We start from the raw sequence: 21555 nt of genomic DNA, 5'->3' as shown, positions 1-21555 counted from the left end.
AAAGGTTTGCTAATCCATCTATTTGGAAAAATTGCAGCAGCTTTTATTAGCTTAATTTTTTAACCCTTGATTCGCATTACTTATTTTTATTTATATTGGAATAGTTCTATTATTTGAATTTTATATTTAAAAAATGACTTTTTTTAATGTAAATTAAGTAATTTATTTAAAATAATACTTTTAAAAAAGTCAAAATATTTATTTTTATTGTCAATTTAAAAAAAATCTGTAGTTTTGTACTTTGTAATATCAAAATAGGAATATCATGACACACACAGAACAAAACCTTTCTTCAAAATCGGAAGCGTTAATAGCTAAAGAAAATCAATACGGAGCACACAATTACCATCCTTTACCTGTGGTTTTAGAAAGAGGCGAAGGGGTTTATGTCTGGGATGTAGACGGAAAAAAATATTATGATTTTTTATCGGCCTATTCTGCCGTAAACCAAGGGCATTGTCATCCAAAAATTGTGGATGCAATGATAAAACAAGCACAAACATTGACCTTAACTTCACGTGCTTTTCATAATGATCAACTAGGACCTTTTGAGGAATATGTGACTAAGTATTTTGGTTTTGATAAAGTGTTGCCCATGAATACAGGTGCTGAAGCAGTGGAAACTGCTTTGAAATTGTGTAGAAAATGGGCCTATGAGGTAAAAGGAATTCCAGAAAATCAAGCACAAATCATTGTTTGTGAAAACAATTTTCACGGAAGAACAACAACAATCATTTCATTTTCGAATGATGAGAGTGCCCGTAAAAACTTTGGACCATTCACTGCTGGATTTATTAAAATTCCGTACGATGATGTTGACGCCCTAGAAAATGTATTAAAATCAACCCCAAATATTGCTGGATTTTTAGTGGAACCAATTCAAGGAGAAGCGGGAGTGTATGTTCCTGCCGAAGGATATTTAGCAAAAACAAAAGCGCTTTGTGAAGCACATAACGTTCTATTTATCGCAGATGAAGTGCAAACAGGAATTGCACGCACGGGAAGATTATTAGCAACTTGCGGAAATTGTGACTGTAAAAAAGGATGTGAAGGCAGACCGGAAGTAAAACCAGATATCCTTATTCTAGGAAAAGCTATTTCGGGCGGTGTGTACCCAGTTTCGGCAGTTTTAGCGAATGATCCCATTATGAATGTGATTAAACCAGGACAACACGGTTCCACTTTTGGAGGAAATCCTGTTGCAGCGGCTGTGGCTATTGCTGCACTGGAAGTAGTGAAAGAGGAAAATTTAGCACAAAATGCGGCGTACTTAGGCGAAGTTTTAAGAACAGGACTTAACGAAATTGCTTCCAGAAACCCATTAATTACGTTGGTCAGAGGAAAAGGATTACTGAACGCCATAGTTATCAACAGTGGTGAAGAATCTGATTTAGCCTGGAATATTTGTATGAAATTTAGAGATTATGGATTATTGGCAAAACCAACACACGGAAACAAAATTCGATTTGCACCACCATTAGTAATTTCAGAACCTCAAATACAGGAATGTTTGGGTATAATTGAGCGAGCTCTAAACGATTTCAAATAATTTTAAGTACAATGGGAAAATCTATAAAATTAATAAAGAACAGATCCGATATAGGTGCTGGTACACGAGGATCCGACTTAGGGATTGATGCTATCGAAATTGCGGCAATCAATCAAAACAGTGATTATTTTAATCAGTTTGAGTTTGAAGATGTCAAAACGCACAACGAATCCATATATGATAAAAACCGAAGTTCTTCGGCTAAACGAATTGAGCATGTAGTGGAGCAATGCACCAGAGTTTGTAATGCAGTACAGAAAAATTTAGCAGGAAATTATTTTCCAATTGTTTTATCAGGTGATCATTCTTCGGCATTAGGAACATTAAGTGGTATAAAAGCAGCTTTTCCGGAACAAAATATCGGGGTGTTTTGGATTGATGCCCATGCGGATTTGCATTCACCTTACACTTCGCCATCCGGTAATATTCATGGAATGCCACTATCTGCGGCTCTTGCGGATGATAATTTGAGTTGCCAGAATAACGAAGTGCCTCCGGAAACCCAACAGCACTGGGAAGACATGAAAAATATAGGTTGTAAGGGACCGAAAGTTTTGGCAGAAAACCTGGTATATTTTGGCGTTCGGGATACCGAAGAAGAGGAGGATAAGCAAATTGAAAAATTGCAAATCAAAAATTATAAAGTTGATGAAGTGCGGTATCGCGGTTTACGAAAGTGTGTCGCGGAAGCATTAACTAAACTATCGCATTGTGAAGTGCTATATGTTTCTTTTGATGTGGATTCTATGGATTGTGATATGATTTCTTACGGGACTGGAACACCGGTTTCCAAAGGTTTTGATCAGTATGAAGTAATAGCGATCATCAAACAAATTGTTCAAACCAAAAAAGTAGTTTGTATCGAATTTGTCGAGATTAACCCATTATTAGACACCAAAGGAAATAAAATGGCAGAAACTGCTTTTGAAGTTTTAGAAGCCATTACCTCAGAACTGGTTATTCCTGCAGAATAATTTTTTTTAGCGTGTATAAAAAAGCCCGAAATCAGTTTTAGATTTTTTGGCATCAACCAGCCGGGCAATGAATTGTGTTCGGCAGGAGAAAAAAGCGTTAGGCTATCCCCAACATGTTGCCAGGTACCACCGCATTTTTCTTCTTTATCCAGGAGAGAAACGTTTAATTTATTGCGTTTTAAATAATATCCGCAAGCCAATCCGCTTTGTCCGCCACCAATGATAATGACATTTTTAATTTCATTCATTCTGTTTTGAATCTGGATTAAATTCTATTTTAGTTTTTTAGATTACCACAGATTCACTGTTTTAAAACAAGTTTAAAACAAAAGAGAGTCTGTGATAAAATAGTTGAGTTCTCTAGTAGCGGAACATTTAAGAGGTTCCAGTTTTTGGGTCTAATTCGGGTTTTGTATAATATTTTTTTCTAAACCAAAAAGCGACGTTTACCAATGCAATTAGCGCCGGAACTTCAACCAGTGGGCCAATAACGCCGGCAAATGCTTGTCCGCTGTTGATTCCAAAAACGCCAATTGCAACTGCAATAGCCAATTCAAAATTGTTTCCGGTTGCCGTAAAAGCGATTGCGGTAGATTTAGAATAATCAGCACCAAAATACTTTCCGAGAAAAAAACTGATCACAAACATTAAGGTGAAATAAATGACAAGAGGAATAGCTATCCGAACTACATCCAGGGGGATTTGCACAATTAATGCGCCCTTCAGACTAAACATTAATATTATGGTAAATAACAAGGCCACTAAAGTAATAGGAGAAATAAAAGGTATATACTTGTTTTGAAACCAAGTTTCGCCTTTGAGTTTTATAAGACCATACCGGCTGATTATTCCCAAAGCAAATGGAATTCCTAAATAAATACCTACGCTTTCTGCAATTTGACCAATACTGATTGTCACATCAAAACCGGTATAGCCAAAATACGGTGGCAAAATGGTTATGAAAACATACGCATATACGCTGTAAAGCAATACCTGAAAAATACTATTCAAAGCGATTAATCCAGCGGCATATTCTCTATTACCGTCGGCCAGATCATTCCAAACCACTACCATCGCAATGCATCGGGCTAATCCGATCAAGATGACTCCAATCATGTATTCCGGATATCCATTTAGGAAAAGTAAGGCTAATGAAAACATGAGGATTGGGCCTACCACCCAATTCAGGAACAGGGAAGCACCCAATACTTTGGTGTTTTGGAATACGTCTCCCATTTTACTATAATTCACTTTGGCTAATGGCGGATACATCATTAAGATTAAACCAATGGCGAGTGGGATATTAGTTGTTCCGCTGGAAAAAGAGTTGATAAAATTCCCACTGGAAGGGATGAAATTCCCTACAGCAACACCAAGTGCCATTGCAAGGAAGATCCAAAGGGTTAAAAATCGATCTAGGAAACCTAGTTTTTTTCTTTCTGCTGCGGGAAAACAAGTAGATGCTGACATATTTATAATTTTATTTGGGAGAAGACATAAAACATTTCGGTGGCAATCTGTAAACTTCGCTCCTGATATTTTTCGGCTTGTTGTGGAGTGTTGTCAAATGCTTTTGGATCTTCAAAAGTAATTGGGATACGTTTTTCAGCACCAGCGATAAAAGGACAGCCTCCATCTGCTTGAGAGCAAGTCATAATCGCTGCAAATTCATTTTTCGGATTAAAATCATCATCGTAGGTCTTGGAAAAACCAATAATAGGAGGCTCATTTTCTCCATATTTTATGGTGTAAATGGGATTATTTCCTGCTGTGATTGCTTTGATTTTGAATCCTGATTGTACTAAAGTTTGGGCAACCATAGGAAATAAAGCAGTTGCTTCGGTCCCACCAGAATAGCAAAATACATTTTTTACATTGAAATGTGCTGCGGCTGTTTGTGCCCAAACTTGTGCCAGATGACTTCTTCTGGAATTGTGTGTGCAAATCAAATTCAATCTGATCTCTTGTTGATGGGCTACTTTTGTCTGAATAAAGTCAATTAGCGGTTGCAAAATAATTTTGCGTTCAACTGAAATATCTTCAAAACCAAAGGCAGTTATTTGTGTTTCTATTTCTGGAAACAAGTTTGTTTTGATTAATGTCATATCTTAGTTTTAAAATTAACAACAGCCACCACCAGGGGTGCAAGTATTGGTTTGACTTGGAATTTCGGATAATTTTACTTTTTGTTTCTCGGAAGGAATTCCGCATTGATCCTCTGCCAAACAAGCCGTTTGCTTGTTGATTAAGGTAAATGCTGTTCCGTTGAAACTAATGTCGTATTTCCCAATAGTTTCTGATTGGAATTCGACTTCTACTTCATAATCTTCAATGCCCAGTATTTTTTCTGAAAGCGCAATAATTTCTAAAAGTTTTTTTGGTTTTAGGCGGTGATCAAAGTCATTGGCATCCCATAATTGAAAATTTACCACAGTTTCTTTTCTAACTTTTCCACCGCAGTCAATAAAATTTTTAGTGATCAAACCCACTTCAGTTACATGGAAATGTTCAGGAACAAAGGTTCCGTTTGGTAATACAAAAGCAACATTGTCTAATGTGATCAACTCTTTTTTAATTTCGGATAGTTTCATTATTTTTGTAATTTAAAAATTAACAGCATTGATTTTTCTTGTTTTCTAAATAAGTATTGATGTGCTGAAAAAAGCCTTTTATTTTATTAAAGCCTTCTTCGTTTAGGCAATAACAAATTGCATTTCCTTCAAAATTGCCTTTTATGAGTCCGGCATTTTTAAGTTGCTTCAGGTGCTGCGAAACCGTAGGCTGGGCTAGAGGCAGTTCGTTTACAATATCACCGCACACACAACTATCTACCTTGATGAGGTGTTGAATAATAGCAATACGTGCAGGATGGCCTATGGCTTTGGCTAAAGTTGCCAATTCGTTTTGCTCGTCTGTGAAATGGTCTGATTTAGTAATTCCCATCGTTATATATTTATATTGCAATATTACGATATAGATTTGAAATAAACAAATGATATTGATTTTTTTAAAGATAGTGTTGATTTTTAAAAGTTACCTTTAAAAATTAAAGTTCAAATACTTCTTTTGGGATGGCGTGAAACCCCACTGATCGTACTTGATCTTGAATAACACTTACAGGAATCATCTTGGAGGTGTGTATTGTAAATTCTCTAGGGAAAAGATCAGTATTCAAAAGGACGTCTATTATTCCGTCTAACTTCAGCAGACTTGCTTTAATTTCTAATAAATCTAAATCTTTGATCGCATTGGTACCAAAAATTTTACCATGATTTCCTGGAATTACATTGTCAGTGAGTATGCTCATGATTTTGTGTTTTAAATTAGTTGTTTTTAGGTGTCTAAGTATTTTAAGATTAGTTGTTTATACTTTTTAAAACGAATAAACAATCATTTTTAAGTTTTAAAATGCAATAGGTTTACTAAGAAAAAATACGAATACACCGGAACGGTTTGAAAAAGGATATCGCTACTCTAGTGTTAAATAAATTTGCGTAAGATTACGCTTTATTCACCTGTCCGATTGTTATTTTATACTGAAATAAGCAGCATGAAAGATATATTGTCGCAATTATTAAAAAGAGTTTTGTCATAGATTTGAAGGTTTAAAACGATTTTTAAAGCTAAATGACGAATTAATTTGTGTTAATCTGTGAAATCGGTAGTAAAGAAATTTAGAGTTTTAATAAAATACGATATTAAATTGTAGCTATTATTTTTTAGTACATGACAAAAATATATTTTAATAAAAATCGATACAATAAATAATAATTAATCAGTAAAAACACTGAAATTTAGTATATTAAAGAATTATTACCAGATAATATTTCTAATGAGAAACATCAGTCTTGAGAGTAAAGATACAGCGTTAATTTCAGTTTTGCAAATTCATTTTAAAGTCAAACTCGATCTAGTTAGGGTCAGGGTCAAGCTTATTTGTTTATTTATAACCGCTTTTTGTCATGTAAGTAAGTCGAAAGTTTAAAAGTCGTAAAGTCAAAAGAATTAACTTTAAGTAAAACAGCTTTAAATCAGATTTTTACATGATTTTATCCTGATTTTAAAATACGACATTATACCATGGTGATTACTTATTTAAAATTGATTCAGTAGAATATTTTGATTCCGTGTCTTGTCCATTAGCTCCTGAAGGTCGAGGAAGTTACCTCGAATTAATAAGTACCACTCTGGATAATAATTTAGCTTCAAGTTGGGTAACTGCCACCGCTGACGGGCTCTTAACTCAATCCTATCACTACTATTTTGAAGATTCAGAGTATTACTCCCATCAGAGGCATTAAAGTATTAATATGTTAGGCGCTTTAGTTCAAGAGATCAAAGTAACTTTGGAAGCGGCAAGTATGGTTTTAAGTTCTTATTCTAGTGAGATGTATTTTATTACGGTCTATAATCAGGACGACATCACCCGAACAATCATAAAAAAATAAATTTAATAAATAATAGGAATCATTATTAAGAAAAGTTGCGAAAAAGGTCAGATTTTCACACGGCTTTTCTTATGTTTAAGAGAATAAAATGGAGCAGTAGTTTTTCTAAAGCTTTTTTTAGTGCTGTTTTTCTTTTGAAAATAGTTGAAAATCAGAAAGTAATTTTAAGTGCAGCCATTTAATAAGAAGGAAACTGCGGCTTATTATTATTAAAAGGGATTGATTATTTGCTATTCAATGTTTAATCCCAAAAAAAGTGTGTATTAGTTTTATAATCAGCTAGTAGCATTCGAGAAATAATCAGTTTCAGCAGTGTACCGTTTTATAGAATCTTGGGGTGTTTTGAGTTTAAAAAAAGTTTCGGTGTGATCATAAGAGTTTATAATTAAATTTATTTTACATTTGTTCATTAAATTTCGATAAATGATAAACAATGTAAAAAATGTGTTCAGTATAAAAGATCTTGAAAATCTTTCAGGTATAAAAGCGCACACCATACGAATCTGGGAAAAAAGATACAATATTTTGCAACCCATGCGTACCGACACTAATATTAGATTGTATGATTTAGTGAGTTTGCAAAAACTGTTAAATATTACATTGTTACACGATTATGGCTATAAAATCTCAAAAATAGCAACCTATCCTCAAGAAAAAATACCCTCTTTAGTACGTGAAATAATTTCGAGCAAAACAGCAAAAAGTCATGCCATAAGTGAATTTAAAATGGCCATGATGAATTTTGATCAGGAGCTGTTTTTTAATACTTATAATTGGTTAATTGCAGAAAAATCATTTAAGGAAGTATTTCATCAAGTCTTTATACCATTAATGAATGAACTGGGATTATTATGGCAATCGGACACGATAACTCCAGCCCACGAGCATTTTATCAGCTACTTAATTAAACAAAAATTATTAGTTAACACCGAAAAACTTCAAGTTTTAAAGCAAACAAAAGTAGATAAAGTTTTTGTCCTGTCACTTCCTATGAATGAAATTCATGAATTAGGTCTGATGTACCTGAATTATGAGATTTTATTGCATGGCTACAAAACTATTTATTTAGGAGAAAGTATGCCTATTGAAAATCTGAAAGACTTGAAAAAACATTTTGATTCCATTATTTTTGTTTCCTACCTTACAGTACAACCAGAAAGATGTCAACTCGATGGATACATTCAAAAAATGTCCGATGAGTTGGTGGATGATACGACTGAATTATGGTATATTGGTCGTATGATTGAGTTTATAAAAGAAGAGGAACTTTCAGATCGAATTACTCTTTTTAGTTCAATTACTGAATTGGTAGATTGGATCTAGTTGTTTTTTGTTTAAACATTTTGTATATTTGCTAAACAAATGAAGAATATAAAAAAAATTACAATTATAGGTTCTGGATTCTCGGCTTTAGCCGCTTCCTGCTATTTAGCAAAAAGTGGTCACGATGTGACTGTATATGAGAAAAATGCAACAACCGGAGGGAGAGCACGACAATTAAAAAAAGAAGGTTTCACCTTTGATATGGGCCCAAGTTGGTACTGGATGCCAGACGTATTCGATCGCTTCTTTGCTGATTTTGGAAAGAAAACCACTGATTATTACGAATTAATAAAATTAGCACCAGCCTATCGCGTGTACTATGGAGTTGATGATTTTATTACCATAGCAGATAATTTAACGGATATTACAATCGCTTTTGAAGCCATCGAAAAAGGAAGCGGCAGCCTGTTAAACGAATTTATGGCTGAGGCCAAAAGTAATTATGACATCGCCATCAAAGATTTAGTGTATCGCCCCGGGATTTCTCCACTGGAATTAATAACAGTAGAAACAGCCATGAAAGTGGGTCAGTTTTTTAGTACTATCAGTAAAGATGTTCGTAAGAAATTCAAAAACGAAAGATTGATTCAAATTCTGGAATTTCCGGTTTTATTTCTTGGAGCCAAGCCATCTGATACCCCGTCATTTTACAGTTTCATGAATTATGCTGATTTTGGTCTGGGAACTTGGCATCCTAAAACAGGAATGTTTGATGTAGTTCGGGGTATAGAAAGTTTAGCAAGAGAGTTGGGAGTGAAATTTCAAATGAATTCCAACATCGAAAAAATCATCGTAGTGCATAAAACAGCCAAATCAATTCAGGTAAATGGAGAAATCATTACCTCTGATGTAATTCTAAGCGGAGCCGATTACCATCACACGGAAACATTGTTGGATATGGAGCACCGTACTTATTCTGAAAAATATTGGGACAGTCGCGTTTTTGCACCATCATCATTATTGTTTTATGTTGGTTTCAATAAAAAAATAAAAAACATTTCACATCATGCCTTATTCTTTGATGTTGATTTTTATCAGCATGCCAAAGACATTTATGATGAACCACAGTGGCCAAAAGAACCCTTGTTTTATGCTAATTTTCCATCAGTGACAGATGAAACTGCAGCTCCGGAAGGAATGGAATCAGGGTTTTTTCTAATACCTTTAGCTCCCGGAATCAACGATACTGAAGCACTCCGAGAAGAATACTTTGAAAAAATAATGGATCGTTTCGAAACTTTAACACAACAAAAAGTACGCAATACTATACTATTTAAACAATCCTTTTGTAAAAATGATTTTGTATCAGAATACAATTCATACAAAGGAAATGCCTACGGAATGGCAAATACATTATTGCAAACTGCCTTTTTGAGACCTAAGTTAAAGAGCAAGAAAGTGAAAAATTTATATTTTACCGGTCAATTGACCGTACCCGGACCAGGTGTTCCACCAGCATTGATTTCCGGAAAATTAGTGTCGGAGTTAATTAATAAACAATTTTTAGCACAACAATTATGAAACAATTATTTGATGATGTATCTTTTAAATGTAGCAAATTAGTCACTAAAAACTACAGTACCTCTTTCTCTATGGCGGTTTATATGCTCTCGCCCAGTATTAGGGATGCCATTTATAGTATTTATGGTTTTGTCCGTTTTGCGGATGAAATTGTCGACACTTTTCATGGTTTTGACAAAGAAATTTTAATCACTGAGTTTGAGGATGAATACTACAAAGCGATTGACAGAGGGATTAGTTTAAATCCCATCTTAAATTCTTTTCAGCAAACGGTGAAGAAATACAACATCTCTGATGATCTCATTCAGGCGTTTTTGAAAAGCATGAAATTAGATTTAATCAAATCGGATTATCACAGTAAAGCAGAGTATGATGATTACATTTATGGATCGGCTGATGTGGTGGGTCTTATGTGTCTCAAGGTTTTTGTTGCCGGAGATCACAAACGATATGAGCAACTGAAAAACGAAGCCATGCGACTGGGATCTGCGTTCCAGAAAGTGAATTTTCTTCGGGATTTAAAAGACGATAATCTTGTCCTGAACCGGAATTATTTCCCAGGAGTCGATTTAAATTCTTTCGATGAAAATGCTAAATCGGCTATCATTAATGAAATTGAAGCAGATTTTAAAGTAGCATATGAAGGAATTGTAAAACTTCCTATTGAAGCTAAGTTTGGCGTATACACCGCTTTTGTGTACTACAAAAAACTATTAAAAAAGCTAGAAAACACTCCGTGCCATGAAATTGGAAGTGCGAGAATCCGAGTTTCTAACTATACCAAAGCCGGATTACTGGCAAAATCTTTTGTCTCTTATAAATTGAAGTTAGTTTAAGTTACAGCTTGTTTTAAATATTTTTAATTAAACATAAAATAAAATGATATTTTTTTTGATATTTATAGGTACTTTTTTAATAATGGAATGTGTCACCTGGTGTACCCATAAATTCGTTATGCATGGCTCAATGTGGTACTTTCATGCCGATCATCACCAACCAAAATACGCTAATGTTTTTGAACGAAACGATATTTTTTTTATCATTTTTGCCATCCCAAGCATCCTGCTTTTCTATTATGGTGTAGAAGGAGGATTGAATTATAAATTTTTTCTCGGACTGGGGATTATGTTTTACGGCTTTTGCTATTTCATGATACATGACGTCCTAATTCACCAACGTTTCAAATGGTTCAAAAACACAAACAACAAGTATTTAATAGGATTGCGAAAAGCCCATAAAGTACACCACAAACACTTAGGCAAAGAGCACGGAGAATGTTTTGGCATGCTGTTCGTTCCTTTCAAATACTACAAAATATAAATTTATTTTGGGCGTTACCGCGCTTTTAGTAGTGTTATGGCGGGGTCGGGCTATCCGTTCCCGCTTTTTTATACCAGACAAAAAAGCCAGCTACAAAAAGAGCTCCACTATTATCCCTCACACGAAAACAGTGTCCCATGAAGGCATTTATCTTTAAAATATAACCATGAAAATATACAAACAAGAAACCGTACAGCACGTGAATGCAACTGTTCAAGAATGTTGGACTTTTTTTTCCAATCCAAAAAATCTTCAAAAAATCACACCAGAAGGAATGGGTTTCCAAATCACAGATTTCGATAATAAATCTATGTATCCCGGGCAAATCATTCAATATAAAGTAACGCCACTTTTTGGGATTACCTTGTCGTGGATGACGGTAATTACACAAGTAAAGGAAAATGATTATTTTATTGATGAGCAGCGTTTTGGTCCCTATAGTTTCTGGCACCACAAACATTTCTTTGAGACCACACCAAATGGAACAAAAATGACCGATGTGGTCCATTACGGTTTACCACTTGGTATATTGGGACGAATCATGAACACCTTAATCGTGAAAAATAAATTGAAATCCATTTTTGCGTATCGTGTTGCAAAAGTGGACCAAATGTTTAATTCAAAGTAATGAGCAAGCAAGAAATTTCTGTTTTTTGGTTTAGACGCGATTTGCGTCTGGAAGATAACGTTGGATTGTTTCATGCTTTGAAGTCTGAATATCCGGTTATTCCGTTGTTTATTTTTGATGATTCCATCTTAGATACTTTACCTAAAAACGACGCTCGAGTCGGTTTTATTCACGAATCACTTTCTAAAATAAATAGACAATTACAGGAAATTGAAAGTTCACTTTTGGTTAAAAAAGGAAAAACTATCGCTGTTTGGCAATCTTTATTAAAAGAATTTGATGTCAAAGAAGTCTTCTTCAACAAAGATTACGAACCGTACGCGATACAACGTGACTCTGCAATTTGTGAATTTTTAGAAACTAATAAAACCATTTCTTATTCTTTTAAAGACCAAGTCATTTTTGAAGAAAAAGAAGTTACTAAAGCAGATGGATTGCCCTACACGGTGTATACACCGTTTAAAAATAAATGGCTGGAGAAATACAAGTCAATGACTCCAGTTCAAGAATATGATACTGCTGCTTATTTTGCTAATTTCTATAAAAACAGTTTTGCTTTTCCCACTTTGGAACAAATAGGTTTCGTAGAAAGTCTTATCAAAGTAAAACCACATAACCTTAAATTCATTGCAAATTACCAAGATATAAGAGATTTCCCAGCCTTAGATAAAACCTCTTATCTTTCGCCACATCTGCGCTTTGGAACGGTAAGTATCCGGAAATTAGTCAATTGGGCATTTAATAAAAATGATGTGTTTTTGAGTGAACTAATTTGGAGAGAATTTTTCATGCAAATCTTATTTAGTTTTCCAAAAGTCGGTACGCAAAACTTCAAATCAGCCTATAATGGGATTCAGTGGCGCAATAATGAAGAAGATTTCAAGAGCTGGTGTACCGGAACAACTGGCTATCCTATGGTTGATGCCGGAATGAGGCAACTCAATGAAACCGGGTATATGCACAACAGAGTTCGCATGGTTGTCGCGAGTTTTCTATGCAAGCATTTATTGATTCAGTGGCAATGGGGTGAAGCCTATTTTGCCGAAAAATTATTGGATTATGAGATGTCTGCCAATGTTGGCAATTGGCAATGGGCTGCAGGAACTGGCTGTGACGCTGCACCATATTTCCGAGTTTTCAATCCGGAGATCCAGCTAAAAAAATTCGATGAAAAAGGAATCTATATCCGCAAATGGATTAAAGAATTCGATTTAGGATACAAACAACCAATGGTAGAACATGCAATGGCTAGAGACAGAGCTATTGCGACGTACAAAGCCGGAATTCTGAAGTGATTTATTTTATTAATTTGTTCAGCATGCCATTAAATATAAACCCGTGAAACGGCAAAACAGAATACCAATATAAATTTCCCCAAATCCCTTTTGGGAGGAAAGTAGCCGATTGGTACAGCGTATTTCCTATTATTTTGAATTCCAGCCACGCTTCACCAGGTAGCTTCATTTCGGCAAATAAGATTAATTTTCCTTCTTGTTTATTGGCATATAGTACGCGCCAAAAATCCAAAGCATCACCAGAATGAATCTCGTGTCTGTTGGTTCTTCCTCTTCTACTACCTACACCTCCGTATAATTTATCAATAAAACCTCGTAAACTCCAAAGCCAATCGGCATAATACCAACCGGAATCTCCACCAATGGACCAGATTTTATTTATAGTGTATTCTCGGTCTATGATTTCCATTTTGCGTCGGTCTATAAAGCAATCTTTTTTTGGAACCTTCAAATATTCTGACATGTTACTGTTGAAACGGCCGCTAATGAGGGAATCTTTCCAGCTCGAAGCTACTTTGTCTTCATCTACTTTTATCAAAGCACGGGAAAGTGCCTTTTTGTAGGTCATTGGCGTAACATGCAATAACTCATTGATTTTATTATCACTGCAAACAACTTCTACTTTCATGCTGCTGACCAGTGCTGAAGCCAGTCGATAAGATGTTGAGGTTACAAAATACAACCAATAGGAAGATAATTTTGGCGTCATTATAGGAACAGTAAAGATCCATCGTTTTAGCTTTTTGGCTTCTGCAAAACCCAAAAGCATCTCTTTATACGTTAAAATATCAGGTCCGCCAATATCAAAACTTTGATTATAAGTAACGGGGTTTAATAATGATTTGGATAAAAATTCAAGAACATCCGGAATTGCAATGGGCTGGCATTTAGTATTCAGCCATTTTGGGGTAATCATTACAGGCAGTTTATTGATTAAATCCCGAATTATTTCGAACGAAGCACTTCCAGAACCTACAATAATTCCTGCTCTTAGAGTAGTAGTGGGAAAAGTACCGGTATTCAAAATTTCTTCTACTTTTTTTCGCGACGATAAATGTTTGGATAATGATTTATCGTTGATAATTCCACTCAAATAAATTACTTGTTTGGCTTTGGTTTTATTCAAGCGATGCACAAAATTTAGAGCCGATTCACTTTCCAATTCATCAAAATTAGCAGCTGAACCTGACATGGAATGAATCAGATAATACGCCGCATCAATAGTTTCTGGAATAGCTGTCAATGTTTCTTGATTTAGGAAATCTACCTCAATTATGGTAACATTTTTTTGATATTCGACCGGGCAATTAAATCTGTTTTTATCTCTTACACAACAGATTATATCGTGCCCTTGTCCTGATAATAGGGGTAAGAGTCGTTTCCCGATGTAACCTGTTGCGCCTGTTAAGAGAATTTTCATAAGTTTTTATATTTTGCCATCATATCGTAAAGATACTACCTTACCGCTTTAATTGATCCCATTTTAATCTTTTCAGGTTTAATTCCTTGAAGCTCTACTTCTATTTTTTTTTGCCACAGATTCACAGATTAAAAAGATTTTTGAAAATCTGAGACAGTTATTTAGTTAATACCTCTGGGGCTATGCACCGAGGTAGTTTATTTTGGGTTTTTGCACTTTTTTAGCCACTTTTAATATGTTTAATTAGTTGTAAAAATTAAATTTAACTAAGTTTAGTAGAAATCAAACTAATAAATTCTCTTCTGGTTTTATTTTTTTCGAACGCACCTGTAAAAGAGGAAGTGGTGGTCACTGAGTTTTGTTTTTGAATCCCTCTCATCTGCATACACATGTGTTGCGCTTCAATTACTACCGCTACTCCAAGCGGATTCAGAGCTTCCTGAATGCAATTTTTTATCTGATCTGTCAATCGTTCCTGCACTTGCATCCTTCTGGCAAAAGCATCTACCACTCTTGGTATTTTACTCAAACCAACAATTTTACCATTAGGGATATAAGCAACATGCGCTTTTCCAAAAAACGGCAACATGTGGTGTTCACACATCGAATATACTTCAATATCTTTTACCACAATCATTTGATGGTGGTCTTCACTAAATAATGCCGATTTTAATATTTCTAATGGATCTAGTCCGTAACCGTGCGTAAGGTATTGCATGGCTTTGGCTACACGTTCCGGTGTTTTTTCAAGTCCTTCTCTGGTTACATCTTCACCCAAATCACTAATTATGGTTTTATAATTTTCAGCTAATGCTTCGGTTATTTCTGCATCATATTGCTCGACTTTCTCGTAACTTCTCATTTCTTTTATCATGGTATACTGTATTTCAATTTTAATTTTGGCTATTTTTTTTTGGGATTCTTGTTTAAACAAACCATTTATAGATTTAAAAAAAACAATCATTCTTTATATATAAGCTTAATTTTTTAATGGTTAATTTTTCTTTTTTTTGTGGTTAATAATAACTTGTTTAGATTTTAAAAGTCACTATTCCGTAATCCATTTCGAATACCTGACCTGAAATTGATTTTGCATTTTCAGATATCAGGAAGTCTGCCATGTGTGCTACTTCTTGAGGTTTCAAATAGCCTTTCATCGGGTGGCGTTCTATCATATTCTCTTTCATACGGTCATTTCTCAAAATTCCTGCGGCTAGTGTCGTTTCCGTAATTGTGGGAGCAATGGCATTGATGCGCACTACTGAAGCTAGTTCTGCTCCTAATGATTTCACTAATCCTTCTACACCCGCTTTTGCAGTAGCAATGCTCGCATGAAACGGCATTCCTAATTTTGCAGCAACCGTACTGAACAAAATAATGGATGGATTGGTTCCTTTTTTCAAAACAGGCAAATATTTTTGGATCGCTTTTACGGCACCAATAACATTAATTTCAAAATCTGTTCTGAAATCGTCAATACTAAGACTTCCTATGGGTTTCAAGTTGATAGAACCCGGACAATAAATTAATGTATCTATCGCTTCAATTTCCGGAAGTGTATCTTGTAACACATTTACTGAAAAATGTTTCAGATTGGGATGTGTGATCTCTGGTGCATTTCTGCTGATGTTATACACCATGTTTGTCTCTAATTGCTGCAACAAAATGGCATTGCCAATTCCTTTGCTTCCGCCAATGATTACGATATTTTTCATGTTATTTGGTCAGTTATTTAAATTCTATTTTGATTTTGTCGTTTATTGAATCCAATTTATCGTTTGGAAATCTTATTGTTATTAATCTGTCTTTGCATGGTACATTTAAAGCGGCCTTCGCGAAAATCTCTTAATTTTTCATGTTTTGTTTTACGACCTTGCACTCTTTCGCGCCACATTCTAAAACTGGATGGTTTCATCTCGGTGCGCATCAGGTCAATTACTTCTTGCTCTTTTAATCCAAATTGCATTAAAATTGCATCAAAAGTCGTGCGGTCCTCCCAAGCCATTTCTATAATACGGTCTTTGTCTAAATTGGTAAGTTCTTTTTTTATATTCACAATATGTTATTTAAAAGTGGTATTGATTTCTTTGTGCTTATCGCTGAAAAATTATTCGCTATCGCCAATATCAGTCATGGTATGCAGTTTTAATATCCGGGAACTTTCCTCTTTTACTAATGGATTTTTCTTCATTTTCCATAATAAATCGCTAGCATATTTTCTTGTTCGTTCCATGTTTACAATTTGTTTTGGATAGTGAATGCCCACTTCAAACTCATTAAATTTTTGATCTAAATAGGTCATTTTATTTGGTTCGTGCATAAATGCCCTTGGTAAGTTTCGCAATTCTGGAACCCATTTTTTTATAAACTCACCATCAGGATCGTGCTCATAGCTGTTTTTTATGGGATTATAAATACGCAACATATTGATTCCGGTCTCGCCAGCCTGCATTTGCAATTGAGGAAAATGAATTCCGGGTTCAAAATCAAGGAACATTTGCGATAAATGTTCTGTAGCGTTCTGCCAAGGTTGCCATAAATTATGAGTAAAAAAGGAAACTAACATCGCACGCATTCTAAAGTTCAAATACCCTGTTTCGTTCAAACAACGCATGGAAGCATCGACTAATGGAAATCCGGTGTATCCCGTTTTCCAAGCTTTAATATAATTTTCATTCACTTTCTTTTGCAACGAATGGAATCCTTTATTCACACTTTCAAACTCCATGACTTCTTCCATTTCAAATTTTTGAATGAAATGTGCCTGCCAAGTCAGTCTGGATACAAACGAATCAATTTGTTTTTTGTCGCTGCAGTTTATTCGGAACGAAGCTGCCTTTTGCAAAACCTGTCTTGAAGATAGATTGCCCCATGCAATATATGGGGATAATCTACTGCAACTTTTTCGAGCTAGTAATGGTTTTGAAATATGAGAACTGTAATTGTGATACCGTTCCTCAAAAAATGTTTGTAAATACTTTCCAGCCATACTGCTACCTCCTTTTTGGAAAATAGTATCGGGAATGGTTTCGAGATTAGTTTTTTCTAGTGCTTTTTCAAGCTCAAGAATTGCTGCTGTATTAAGGAAATTCTCTTCTTTAGAATCAAATATAAATAGGGGTTCATTCATGTATTCTTCCCATTTAGAAACCCAGTTGGTCCTGTCTCTTAATGCCCTGAAAATTCCGTTATTGATATTTTCAACCCAATTAATCTGATTGTTTTTACAAAATCGTTTGAAGGTTTTGTCTCTTTCGTAAGTTATTTTTAACCCGGTTTCCTGGTGCGAAAAAACGGTGTCAATTTTGTATGTTTCTTCAAGGATATTGAAAACTTGCAGCACCTCTGAGGTTACTGCTAAAACCTGCGTGTTTGATTGTTCCAACTGTTTGTTGATGTCAACAAGCGATTGCTTGATGAAATTCCAATGTCTCGGGCTGTAATGTGAATCATTTTCTAATGACTTTTCAAACACATAAAGCAACAGAGTAGGTGTATCTGTTTTTGTGGCATTAAAGATTGCTTCGTTATCTTGCAAACGAAGATCTCTTTTTAACCAAACTACATTGATATTTTTTTTATTTGTATTCATTTATTTTTTATAATAATTGTTGTTGCAGCCATAATTTTTGAAATTTTGATTGTCCGTCGTAATTCGTGGCTTGTAATTTAATATTAAATTTTCGATCTCTGGGATCGTTGCCTACTCCTGAAACATACATCCAGTTTCCATAATTGCTGTGAACATCGTAATCAATAAGCATTGCTTCAAAGTATGCCGCTCCTATACGCCAGTCCAATAGCAGATCTTTTGCAAAATACGACGCTACATTTTGTCTGCCGCGATTGCTCATCCAACCTGTTTGTTGTAATTCAAGCATATTTGCATTTATAAAAGGTTCTTCAGTTGCACCATTTATCCATTTATTGACGGCATATTTGTTTCTTTTCCAATCGTATTTTTTGTTTAAAATTCCGCCAATCTTAAAAATTGAATTTCCATTTTTTAACGAAATATATTTAAAATAATCTCTCCAAATTAGTTCAAAAACCAACCAGTATGTTGAGTCATTCTTCTCGATTTGTTGTTCATATTTCAAAATTTCCCAATAAATAGTTTTTGCAGAAATTGATCCATTAGACAACCAAGGTGAAAATTTCGAACTAAAATCAGTTCCAATTAATCCGTTTCGAGTTACTTTATAAACGCTCAGTTTTTTGGTTTTCCAAAAATAATTTTGCAAACGTTTCATTGCTTCATCTTCACCACCACCAAAAGGAAATGCCGTTCTGGAATCTATTTCAAAATCAGTAAAACCTAAATTTTTTATCGTAGGAATAACAGTTTGGCCTATGGTGTAATTATCAATTGACAACGGTTGAACTGAAAACTCAGGTCTGACTTTTGTCGTTTTTTCACATTTATTTCTGAATTGTGTAAAAACATTTGGAACCGCTTCAATAGCAAACGGTATTTCTTCCGGATGAAATAAGAACTGATTATAACTACTTTTAAACGCTACTGAATTTGGAACCTGAGTTTTTATGTTATCGGAAACTATCATTTCCTCAGAAGTCCATTCTTCTTGAAAATAGATCGAACTAATTTCGTTTTGAATGACAATCGCTGGAATACAGTCTTCTGGCTTTTGGTGATAAACCAATAAAGAAACATTCAACTTTTTTAGATTTTGTTTTAAAGCCGCTACCGATTCCAATAGAAATTTAGCACGGAATTTTTCTGTTTTTTTGAAACCATATTCATTTTCTTCAAAATGTCGTGGGTCAAAGCAATAAATTGCAATTACATGGTCATTTTCTTCCACCGCAGTAGATAGAGACTCATTATCATGAACTCTAAGATCATTCCTAAACCAAATTAACCCTTTTTGTTTCTTTTGCATTTTTCACTACAATATTTAACTTCGTTCCAAACTTTTTCCCATTTTTTCCGCCAGCTGAATGGTCGGTTGCAGACCATACACATTTTTGAAGGCAGATTTTCTTTTTTCACTACTTGTATTTTTCAAATTCATTGACAACTATTTTCGCTTTTAAATCAAACATTAAATTGTACAATCCAAAAAAAGTTCTGTTCATATATATAAAATGTTTAGATCCACGATTTCCATTCATTTTACGAATATTGGTGTCTTTTGAAAATCGTTCCCCTAATTGTGCTATATTTTCAAAAAAACTTTCATCCGAGAAATCGAATATTTTCTCTTGAAAAGGTTTGGTAAACAACGATAATAAATCATGAAACAGTTCTGTGAAATAGGCTATTTCTGCATCAGAATCATCAGCACGTAAAATTTCTAATTCAAATAATTTTGAATTGAATATTTTAGTATCGTTAATTACATCTTTACTTACCAGCTCAAAATAGGGGGTGTAAAATTCTGTTGGAATTTGTTTCATACAACCAAAATCTAATGCTACTAATTGGTTTGCATCGTTGACTAAGAAATTTCCAGGATGTGGATCAGCGTGTACTTTTCTTAAAATATGAATTTGGTACATATAAAAGTCCCATAAAGCCTGACCAACTTTATCTGCTACTTCCTGATTGGTATTTGTTTTTGTAAATTCAGAGAGATGTTTGCCATTCATCCAGTCCATTGTGATGACTTTGTCAGTTGAAAAGGCAGGGTAATATTCCGGAAAAACCAGATTTTCTATTTTTTTGCAGGCTTCAACTACGTCTTGACTTTGTTTTAATTCTAAAACATAATTAGTTTCCTCAATCAATTTGTCTTCAACTTCCTTGAAATATTTATCAGAGTCTTTTCCTTGAAGGTTGAACATTCTGATGGCAATAGGTTTCACCATTGATAAGTCAGAGGAGATGCTGTTAGCCACTCCGGGATATTGAATTTTTACAGCTAGTTTTTTACCGTCTTTCATGGCAACATGTACCTGACCAATACTGGCGGCATTTTTCGATGTAGCATTGAATTCATCAAATATTTCATAAGGTGTTTTCCCAAAATTTGTTTTGAAGGTTTTCAGTACTAGCGGAGCTGAAAGTGGTGGGACAGAAAATTGGGATAGTGAAAATTTTTCTACATAAGCCTGAGGCAAAAAACTTTTATCCATACTCAACATTTGTGCTACTTTGAGCGCACTTCCTTTAAGGCTTTTGAGTCCGTCGTAAATATCCTCGGCATTATCTTCGTTTAATTTTTCACGAGTCAAATCAGAATTGACTATTTTTTCACCGTAATATTTTAGGTAATTTACGCCAACTTTAGCACCGGTTTGTACCAGCTTAGTTGCTCTTTCAATTTTTGATGTTGGAATATAATCTATAGTTTTCATTATTTGTTGTATATTTTTTCTTTGAAAATGAATTTTCCAAAGTCGATTAAACTGTCTATCGGTGCAATATTCATTAACTCAAAAGTTACTTTAACAGATTTTTCAATGTAAATGTCTGTTTTCTCAAAAGCAGCTGAGGCATCATCCAGCCAAAACTTTAGCGTTAATAAAAGTTGAATCCAGGAAGCTTCTTGAAAGGATTTCTCTTGAAAGTTTTGCAGTTTTTCCTGTTGTGTTCTAAATTCATCTGAGATTATTTCAGATAAATAATTTCTGAAACTGTTTCTGAGTCCAGAGAGTTGCATTAGTTTTTTCAACTGATTGTTGTGCTCCTTTAATACAAGAACAACGTAACTCCTGTTAGCAGTCAGGATCTCAAAAAATGTAAAGTAAAAACTTAACATTTTACTTTTCATGTCATACATTTCGTATTCCTTATTTTTGTTCAGTAAGTCAGTAGTTTTTTCTACAAACATTTTAAAAATTTCTTTCTCAATACTTTCAATTGTACCAAAAAAAGCATAGAATTCAGTTTCTGTAAAATCATTTATTTTTGTAAAATGATATACTGACTTTGGTTTCTCGCTGTATTCAAGAACGTAATTCATGTACAGTGAAACTATTTTGTCTTTTGTTACGGTTGTTTTTTTAGTTGCCATTTTTACGATGTTTCAAATTAGAGTATAAAGGTAGTGAATGTTTAAACATATATCAATAAAGTTAAACAAAATTTAATATAATTTTAGTATCAATATA

General features: G+C 34.3%; 23 protein-coding genes and 1 pseudogene. 9 read left to right on the top strand and 15 right to left on the bottom strand.

The features are described 5' to 3' along the window. The first annotated feature begins 265 nt into the window (after window positions 1–265). Both rocD and EKL97_RS14145 read left to right on the top strand, forming a co-directional pair. Window positions 266–1549, top strand: a complete 1284-nt coding sequence (gene rocD / locus EKL97_RS14150) for an ornithine--oxo-acid transaminase (RefSeq protein ID WP_126556038.1) — start codon at window positions 266–268, stop codon at window positions 1547–1549. An 11-nt stretch (window positions 1550–1560) separates the two neighbouring features. Beyond that, complete coding sequence (locus EKL97_RS14145; RefSeq protein ID WP_126556039.1) at window positions 1561–2523, top strand: arginase; 963 nt, start codon at window positions 1561–1563, stop codon at window positions 2521–2523. 125 nt (window positions 2524–2648) lie between these two features. On the opposite strand, the pseudogene EKL97_RS16140 reads toward EKL97_RS14145, so the two are convergent. The 6 genes and pseudogenes from EKL97_RS16140 to EKL97_RS14115 all read right to left on the bottom strand — a co-directional run. Then, window positions 2649–2771 (bottom strand): annotated as a pseudogene (locus EKL97_RS16140) (FAD-dependent oxidoreductase); the annotation flags it as partial. Between the two features lie 127 nt (window positions 2772–2898). Further along, a complete protein-coding gene (gene arsB, locus EKL97_RS14135) occupies window positions 2899–3993 on the bottom strand; it encodes an ACR3 family arsenite efflux transporter (RefSeq protein ID WP_126569134.1) in 1095 nt (364 codons plus the stop codon). A gap of 2 nt (window positions 3994–3995) precedes the next feature. Further along, on the bottom strand, window positions 3996–4628 hold the full coding sequence (locus tag EKL97_RS14130; RefSeq protein WP_126569133.1) for a low molecular weight phosphatase family protein: 633 nt from the start codon (window positions 4626–4628) through the stop codon (window positions 3996–3998). A 15-nt stretch (window positions 4629–4643) separates the two neighbouring features. Beyond that, a complete protein-coding gene (locus EKL97_RS14125) occupies window positions 4644–5114 on the bottom strand; it encodes a DUF6428 family protein (protein WP_126569132.1) in 471 nt (156 codons plus the stop codon). Window positions 5115–5133: 19 nt separating this feature from the next. Continuing rightward, entirely contained in the window at window positions 5134–5466 is a 333-nt protein-coding gene (locus EKL97_RS14120; RefSeq protein ID WP_126569131.1) for an ArsR/SmtB family transcription factor, read from the bottom strand. A gap of 103 nt (window positions 5467–5569) precedes the next feature. Beyond that, entirely contained in the window at window positions 5570–5830 is a 261-nt protein-coding gene (locus tag EKL97_RS14115) for a heavy-metal-associated domain-containing protein (RefSeq protein WP_126460711.1), read from the bottom strand. A gap of 1003 nt (window positions 5831–6833) precedes the next feature. Between EKL97_RS14115 and EKL97_RS15620 the strand changes: the two genes are divergently transcribed. The 7 genes from EKL97_RS15620 (at window position 6834) to EKL97_RS14085 (ending at window position 13058) form a co-directional block, all read left to right on the top strand. Further along, window positions 6834–6971, top strand: coding sequence for a hypothetical protein (locus EKL97_RS15620; RefSeq protein WP_158614851.1), 138 nt, complete (start codon window positions 6834–6836; stop codon window positions 6969–6971). A gap of 423 nt (window positions 6972–7394) precedes the next feature. Then, window positions 7395–8294 (top strand): MerR family transcriptional regulator, encoded by a 900-nt coding sequence (locus tag EKL97_RS14110; RefSeq protein ID WP_197037229.1) that lies wholly within the window; start codon window positions 7395–7397, stop codon window positions 8292–8294. Window positions 8295–8333: 39 nt separating this feature from the next. Then, window positions 8334–9815: a phytoene desaturase family protein gene (locus EKL97_RS14105; RefSeq protein WP_126569130.1), complete on the top strand. Its 1482-nt coding sequence runs from the start codon at window positions 8334–8336 to the stop codon at window positions 9813–9815. Further along, window positions 9812–10651 carry a phytoene/squalene synthase family protein gene (locus tag EKL97_RS14100; RefSeq protein ID WP_126569129.1) on the top strand — a complete coding sequence of 280 codons (840 nt, stop codon included), beginning with the start codon at window positions 9812–9814 and terminating at the stop codon, window positions 10649–10651. The genes EKL97_RS14105 and EKL97_RS14100 overlap by 4 nt, the downstream gene beginning before the upstream one ends. A gap of 43 nt (window positions 10652–10694) precedes the next feature. Beyond that, a complete protein-coding gene (locus EKL97_RS14095; protein WP_126455542.1) occupies window positions 10695–11135 on the top strand; it encodes a sterol desaturase family protein in 441 nt (146 codons plus the stop codon). A 166-nt stretch (window positions 11136–11301) separates the two neighbouring features. Continuing rightward, window positions 11302–11763: an SRPBCC family protein gene (locus EKL97_RS14090; RefSeq protein ID WP_126561743.1), complete on the top strand. Its 462-nt coding sequence runs from the start codon at window positions 11302–11304 to the stop codon at window positions 11761–11763. Further along, entirely contained in the window at window positions 11763–13058 is a 1296-nt protein-coding gene (locus EKL97_RS14085) for a cryptochrome/photolyase family protein (protein WP_126569128.1), read from the top strand. The genes EKL97_RS14090 and EKL97_RS14085 overlap by 1 nt, the downstream gene beginning before the upstream one ends. Before the next feature lies 1 nt (window position 13059). On the opposite strand, the gene EKL97_RS14080 is transcribed toward EKL97_RS14085, so the two are convergent. The 9 genes from EKL97_RS14080 to EKL97_RS14040 form a co-directional block, all read right to left on the bottom strand. Next, window positions 13060–14478, bottom strand: coding sequence for an SDR family oxidoreductase (locus tag EKL97_RS14080; RefSeq protein ID WP_126569127.1), 1419 nt, complete (start codon window positions 14476–14478; stop codon window positions 13060–13062). 262 nt (window positions 14479–14740) lie between these two features. Continuing rightward, the gene (gene folE / locus EKL97_RS14075; RefSeq protein WP_231507417.1) at window positions 14741–15352 is read right to left on the bottom strand and encodes a GTP cyclohydrolase I FolE; all 612 of its coding nucleotides are present in this window, start codon (window positions 15350–15352) and stop codon (window positions 14741–14743) included. A 157-nt stretch (window positions 15353–15509) separates the two neighbouring features. After that, window positions 15510–16193, bottom strand: a complete 684-nt coding sequence (locus EKL97_RS14070) for an SDR family NAD(P)-dependent oxidoreductase (RefSeq protein WP_126563960.1) — start codon at window positions 16191–16193, stop codon at window positions 15510–15512. A 56-nt stretch (window positions 16194–16249) separates the two neighbouring features. Beyond that, the gene (locus tag EKL97_RS14065; RefSeq protein ID WP_255416352.1) at window positions 16250–16534 is read right to left on the bottom strand and encodes a TIGR03643 family protein; all 285 of its coding nucleotides are present in this window, start codon (window positions 16532–16534) and stop codon (window positions 16250–16252) included. A 51-nt stretch (window positions 16535–16585) separates the two neighbouring features. Then, the gene (locus EKL97_RS14060) at window positions 16586–18070 is read right to left on the bottom strand and encodes a cryptochrome/deoxyribodipyrimidine photo-lyase family protein (RefSeq protein ID WP_126569126.1); all 1485 of its coding nucleotides are present in this window, start codon (window positions 18068–18070) and stop codon (window positions 16586–16588) included. Between the two features lie 7 nt (window positions 18071–18077). Beyond that, window positions 18078–19382 (bottom strand): DASH family cryptochrome, encoded by a 1305-nt coding sequence (locus EKL97_RS14055; RefSeq protein WP_126569125.1) that lies wholly within the window; start codon window positions 19380–19382, stop codon window positions 18078–18080. Continuing rightward, window positions 19358–19492, bottom strand: coding sequence for a DUF2256 domain-containing protein (locus EKL97_RS14050; RefSeq protein ID WP_126455555.1), 135 nt, complete (start codon window positions 19490–19492; stop codon window positions 19358–19360). Before EKL97_RS14050 ends, EKL97_RS14055 begins: the two co-directional genes overlap by 25 nt. Further along, window positions 19492–20799 (bottom strand): ABC1 kinase family protein, encoded by a 1308-nt coding sequence (locus EKL97_RS14045; protein ID WP_126569124.1) that lies wholly within the window; start codon window positions 20797–20799, stop codon window positions 19492–19494. Before EKL97_RS14045 ends, EKL97_RS14050 begins: the two co-directional genes overlap by 1 nt. Then, entirely contained in the window at window positions 20799–21458 is a 660-nt protein-coding gene (locus EKL97_RS14040; protein WP_126515757.1) for a TetR family transcriptional regulator C-terminal domain-containing protein, read from the bottom strand. Before EKL97_RS14040 ends, EKL97_RS14045 begins: the two co-directional genes overlap by 1 nt. Window positions 21459–21555: the final 97 nt, after the last annotated feature.

It is taken from the genome of Flavobacterium sp. LS1P28, from assembly GCF_003970335.1.
GTDB lineage: Bacteria > Bacteroidota > Bacteroidia > Flavobacteriales > Flavobacteriaceae > Flavobacterium.
The sequence above is the reverse complement of the archived record's forward strand: the minus strand, read 5'-3'. Positions and strand labels throughout refer to the sequence as shown.

What these genes read in the sequence shown, in the direction of transcription:
- EKL97_RS14060 (WP_126569126.1), bottom strand. Translation starts at nt 18,070, where the DNA reads ATGAATACAAATAAAAAAAATATCAATGTAGTTTGGTTAAAAAGAGAT.
- EKL97_RS14040 (WP_126515757.1), bottom strand. Translation starts at nt 21,458, where the DNA reads ATGGCAACTAAAAAAACAACCGTAACAAAAGACAAAATAGTTTCACTG.
- EKL97_RS14085 (WP_126569128.1), top strand. Translation starts at nt 11,763, where the DNA reads ATGAGCAAGCAAGAAATTTCTGTTTTTTGGTTTAGACGCGATTTGCGT.
- EKL97_RS14145 (WP_126556039.1), top strand. Translation starts at nt 1,561, where the DNA reads ATGGGAAAATCTATAAAATTAATAAAGAACAGATCCGATATAGGTGCT.
- EKL97_RS14120 (WP_126569131.1), bottom strand. Translation starts at nt 5,466, where the DNA reads ATGGGAATTACTAAATCAGACCATTTCACAGACGAGCAAAACGAATTG.
- arsB (WP_126569134.1), bottom strand. Translation starts at nt 3,993, where the DNA reads ATGTCAGCATCTACTTGTTTTCCCGCAGCAGAAAGAAAAAAACTAGGT.
- EKL97_RS14110 (WP_197037229.1), top strand. Translation starts at nt 7,395, where the DNA reads ATGATAAACAATGTAAAAAATGTGTTCAGTATAAAAGATCTTGAAAAT.
- EKL97_RS14125 (WP_126569132.1), bottom strand. Translation starts at nt 5,114, where the DNA reads ATGAAACTATCCGAAATTAAAAAAGAGTTGATCACATTAGACAATGTT.
- EKL97_RS14070 (WP_126563960.1), bottom strand. Translation starts at nt 16,193, where the DNA reads ATGAAAAATATCGTAATCATTGGCGGAAGCAAAGGAATTGGCAATGCC.
- EKL97_RS14045 (WP_126569124.1), bottom strand. Translation starts at nt 20,799, where the DNA reads ATGAAAACTATAGATTATATTCCAACATCAAAAATTGAAAGAGCAACT.
- EKL97_RS14130 (WP_126569133.1), bottom strand. Translation starts at nt 4,628, where the DNA reads ATGACATTAATCAAAACAAACTTGTTTCCAGAAATAGAAACACAAATA.
- rocD (WP_126556038.1), top strand. Translation starts at nt 266, where the DNA reads ATGACACACACAGAACAAAACCTTTCTTCAAAATCGGAAGCGTTAATA.
- EKL97_RS14090 (WP_126561743.1), top strand. Translation starts at nt 11,302, where the DNA reads ATGAAAATATACAAACAAGAAACCGTACAGCACGTGAATGCAACTGTT.
- EKL97_RS14105 (WP_126569130.1), top strand. Translation starts at nt 8,334, where the DNA reads ATGAAGAATATAAAAAAAATTACAATTATAGGTTCTGGATTCTCGGCT.
- EKL97_RS14080 (WP_126569127.1), bottom strand. Translation starts at nt 14,478, where the DNA reads ATGAAAATTCTCTTAACAGGCGCAACAGGTTACATCGGGAAACGACTC.
- folE (WP_231507417.1), bottom strand. Translation starts at nt 15,352, where the DNA reads ATGATAAAAGAAATGAGAAGTTACGAGAAAGTCGAGCAATATGATGCA.
- EKL97_RS14055 (WP_126569125.1), bottom strand. Translation starts at nt 19,382, where the DNA reads ATGCAAAAGAAACAAAAAGGGTTAATTTGGTTTAGGAATGATCTTAGA.
- EKL97_RS14095 (WP_126455542.1), top strand. Translation starts at nt 10,695, where the DNA reads ATGATATTTTTTTTGATATTTATAGGTACTTTTTTAATAATGGAATGT.
- EKL97_RS15620 (WP_158614851.1), top strand. Translation starts at nt 6,834, where the DNA reads ATGTTAGGCGCTTTAGTTCAAGAGATCAAAGTAACTTTGGAAGCGGCA.
- EKL97_RS14100 (WP_126569129.1), top strand. Translation starts at nt 9,812, where the DNA reads ATGAAACAATTATTTGATGATGTATCTTTTAAATGTAGCAAATTAGTC.
- EKL97_RS14115 (WP_126460711.1), bottom strand. Translation starts at nt 5,830, where the DNA reads ATGAGCATACTCACTGACAATGTAATTCCAGGAAATCATGGTAAAATT.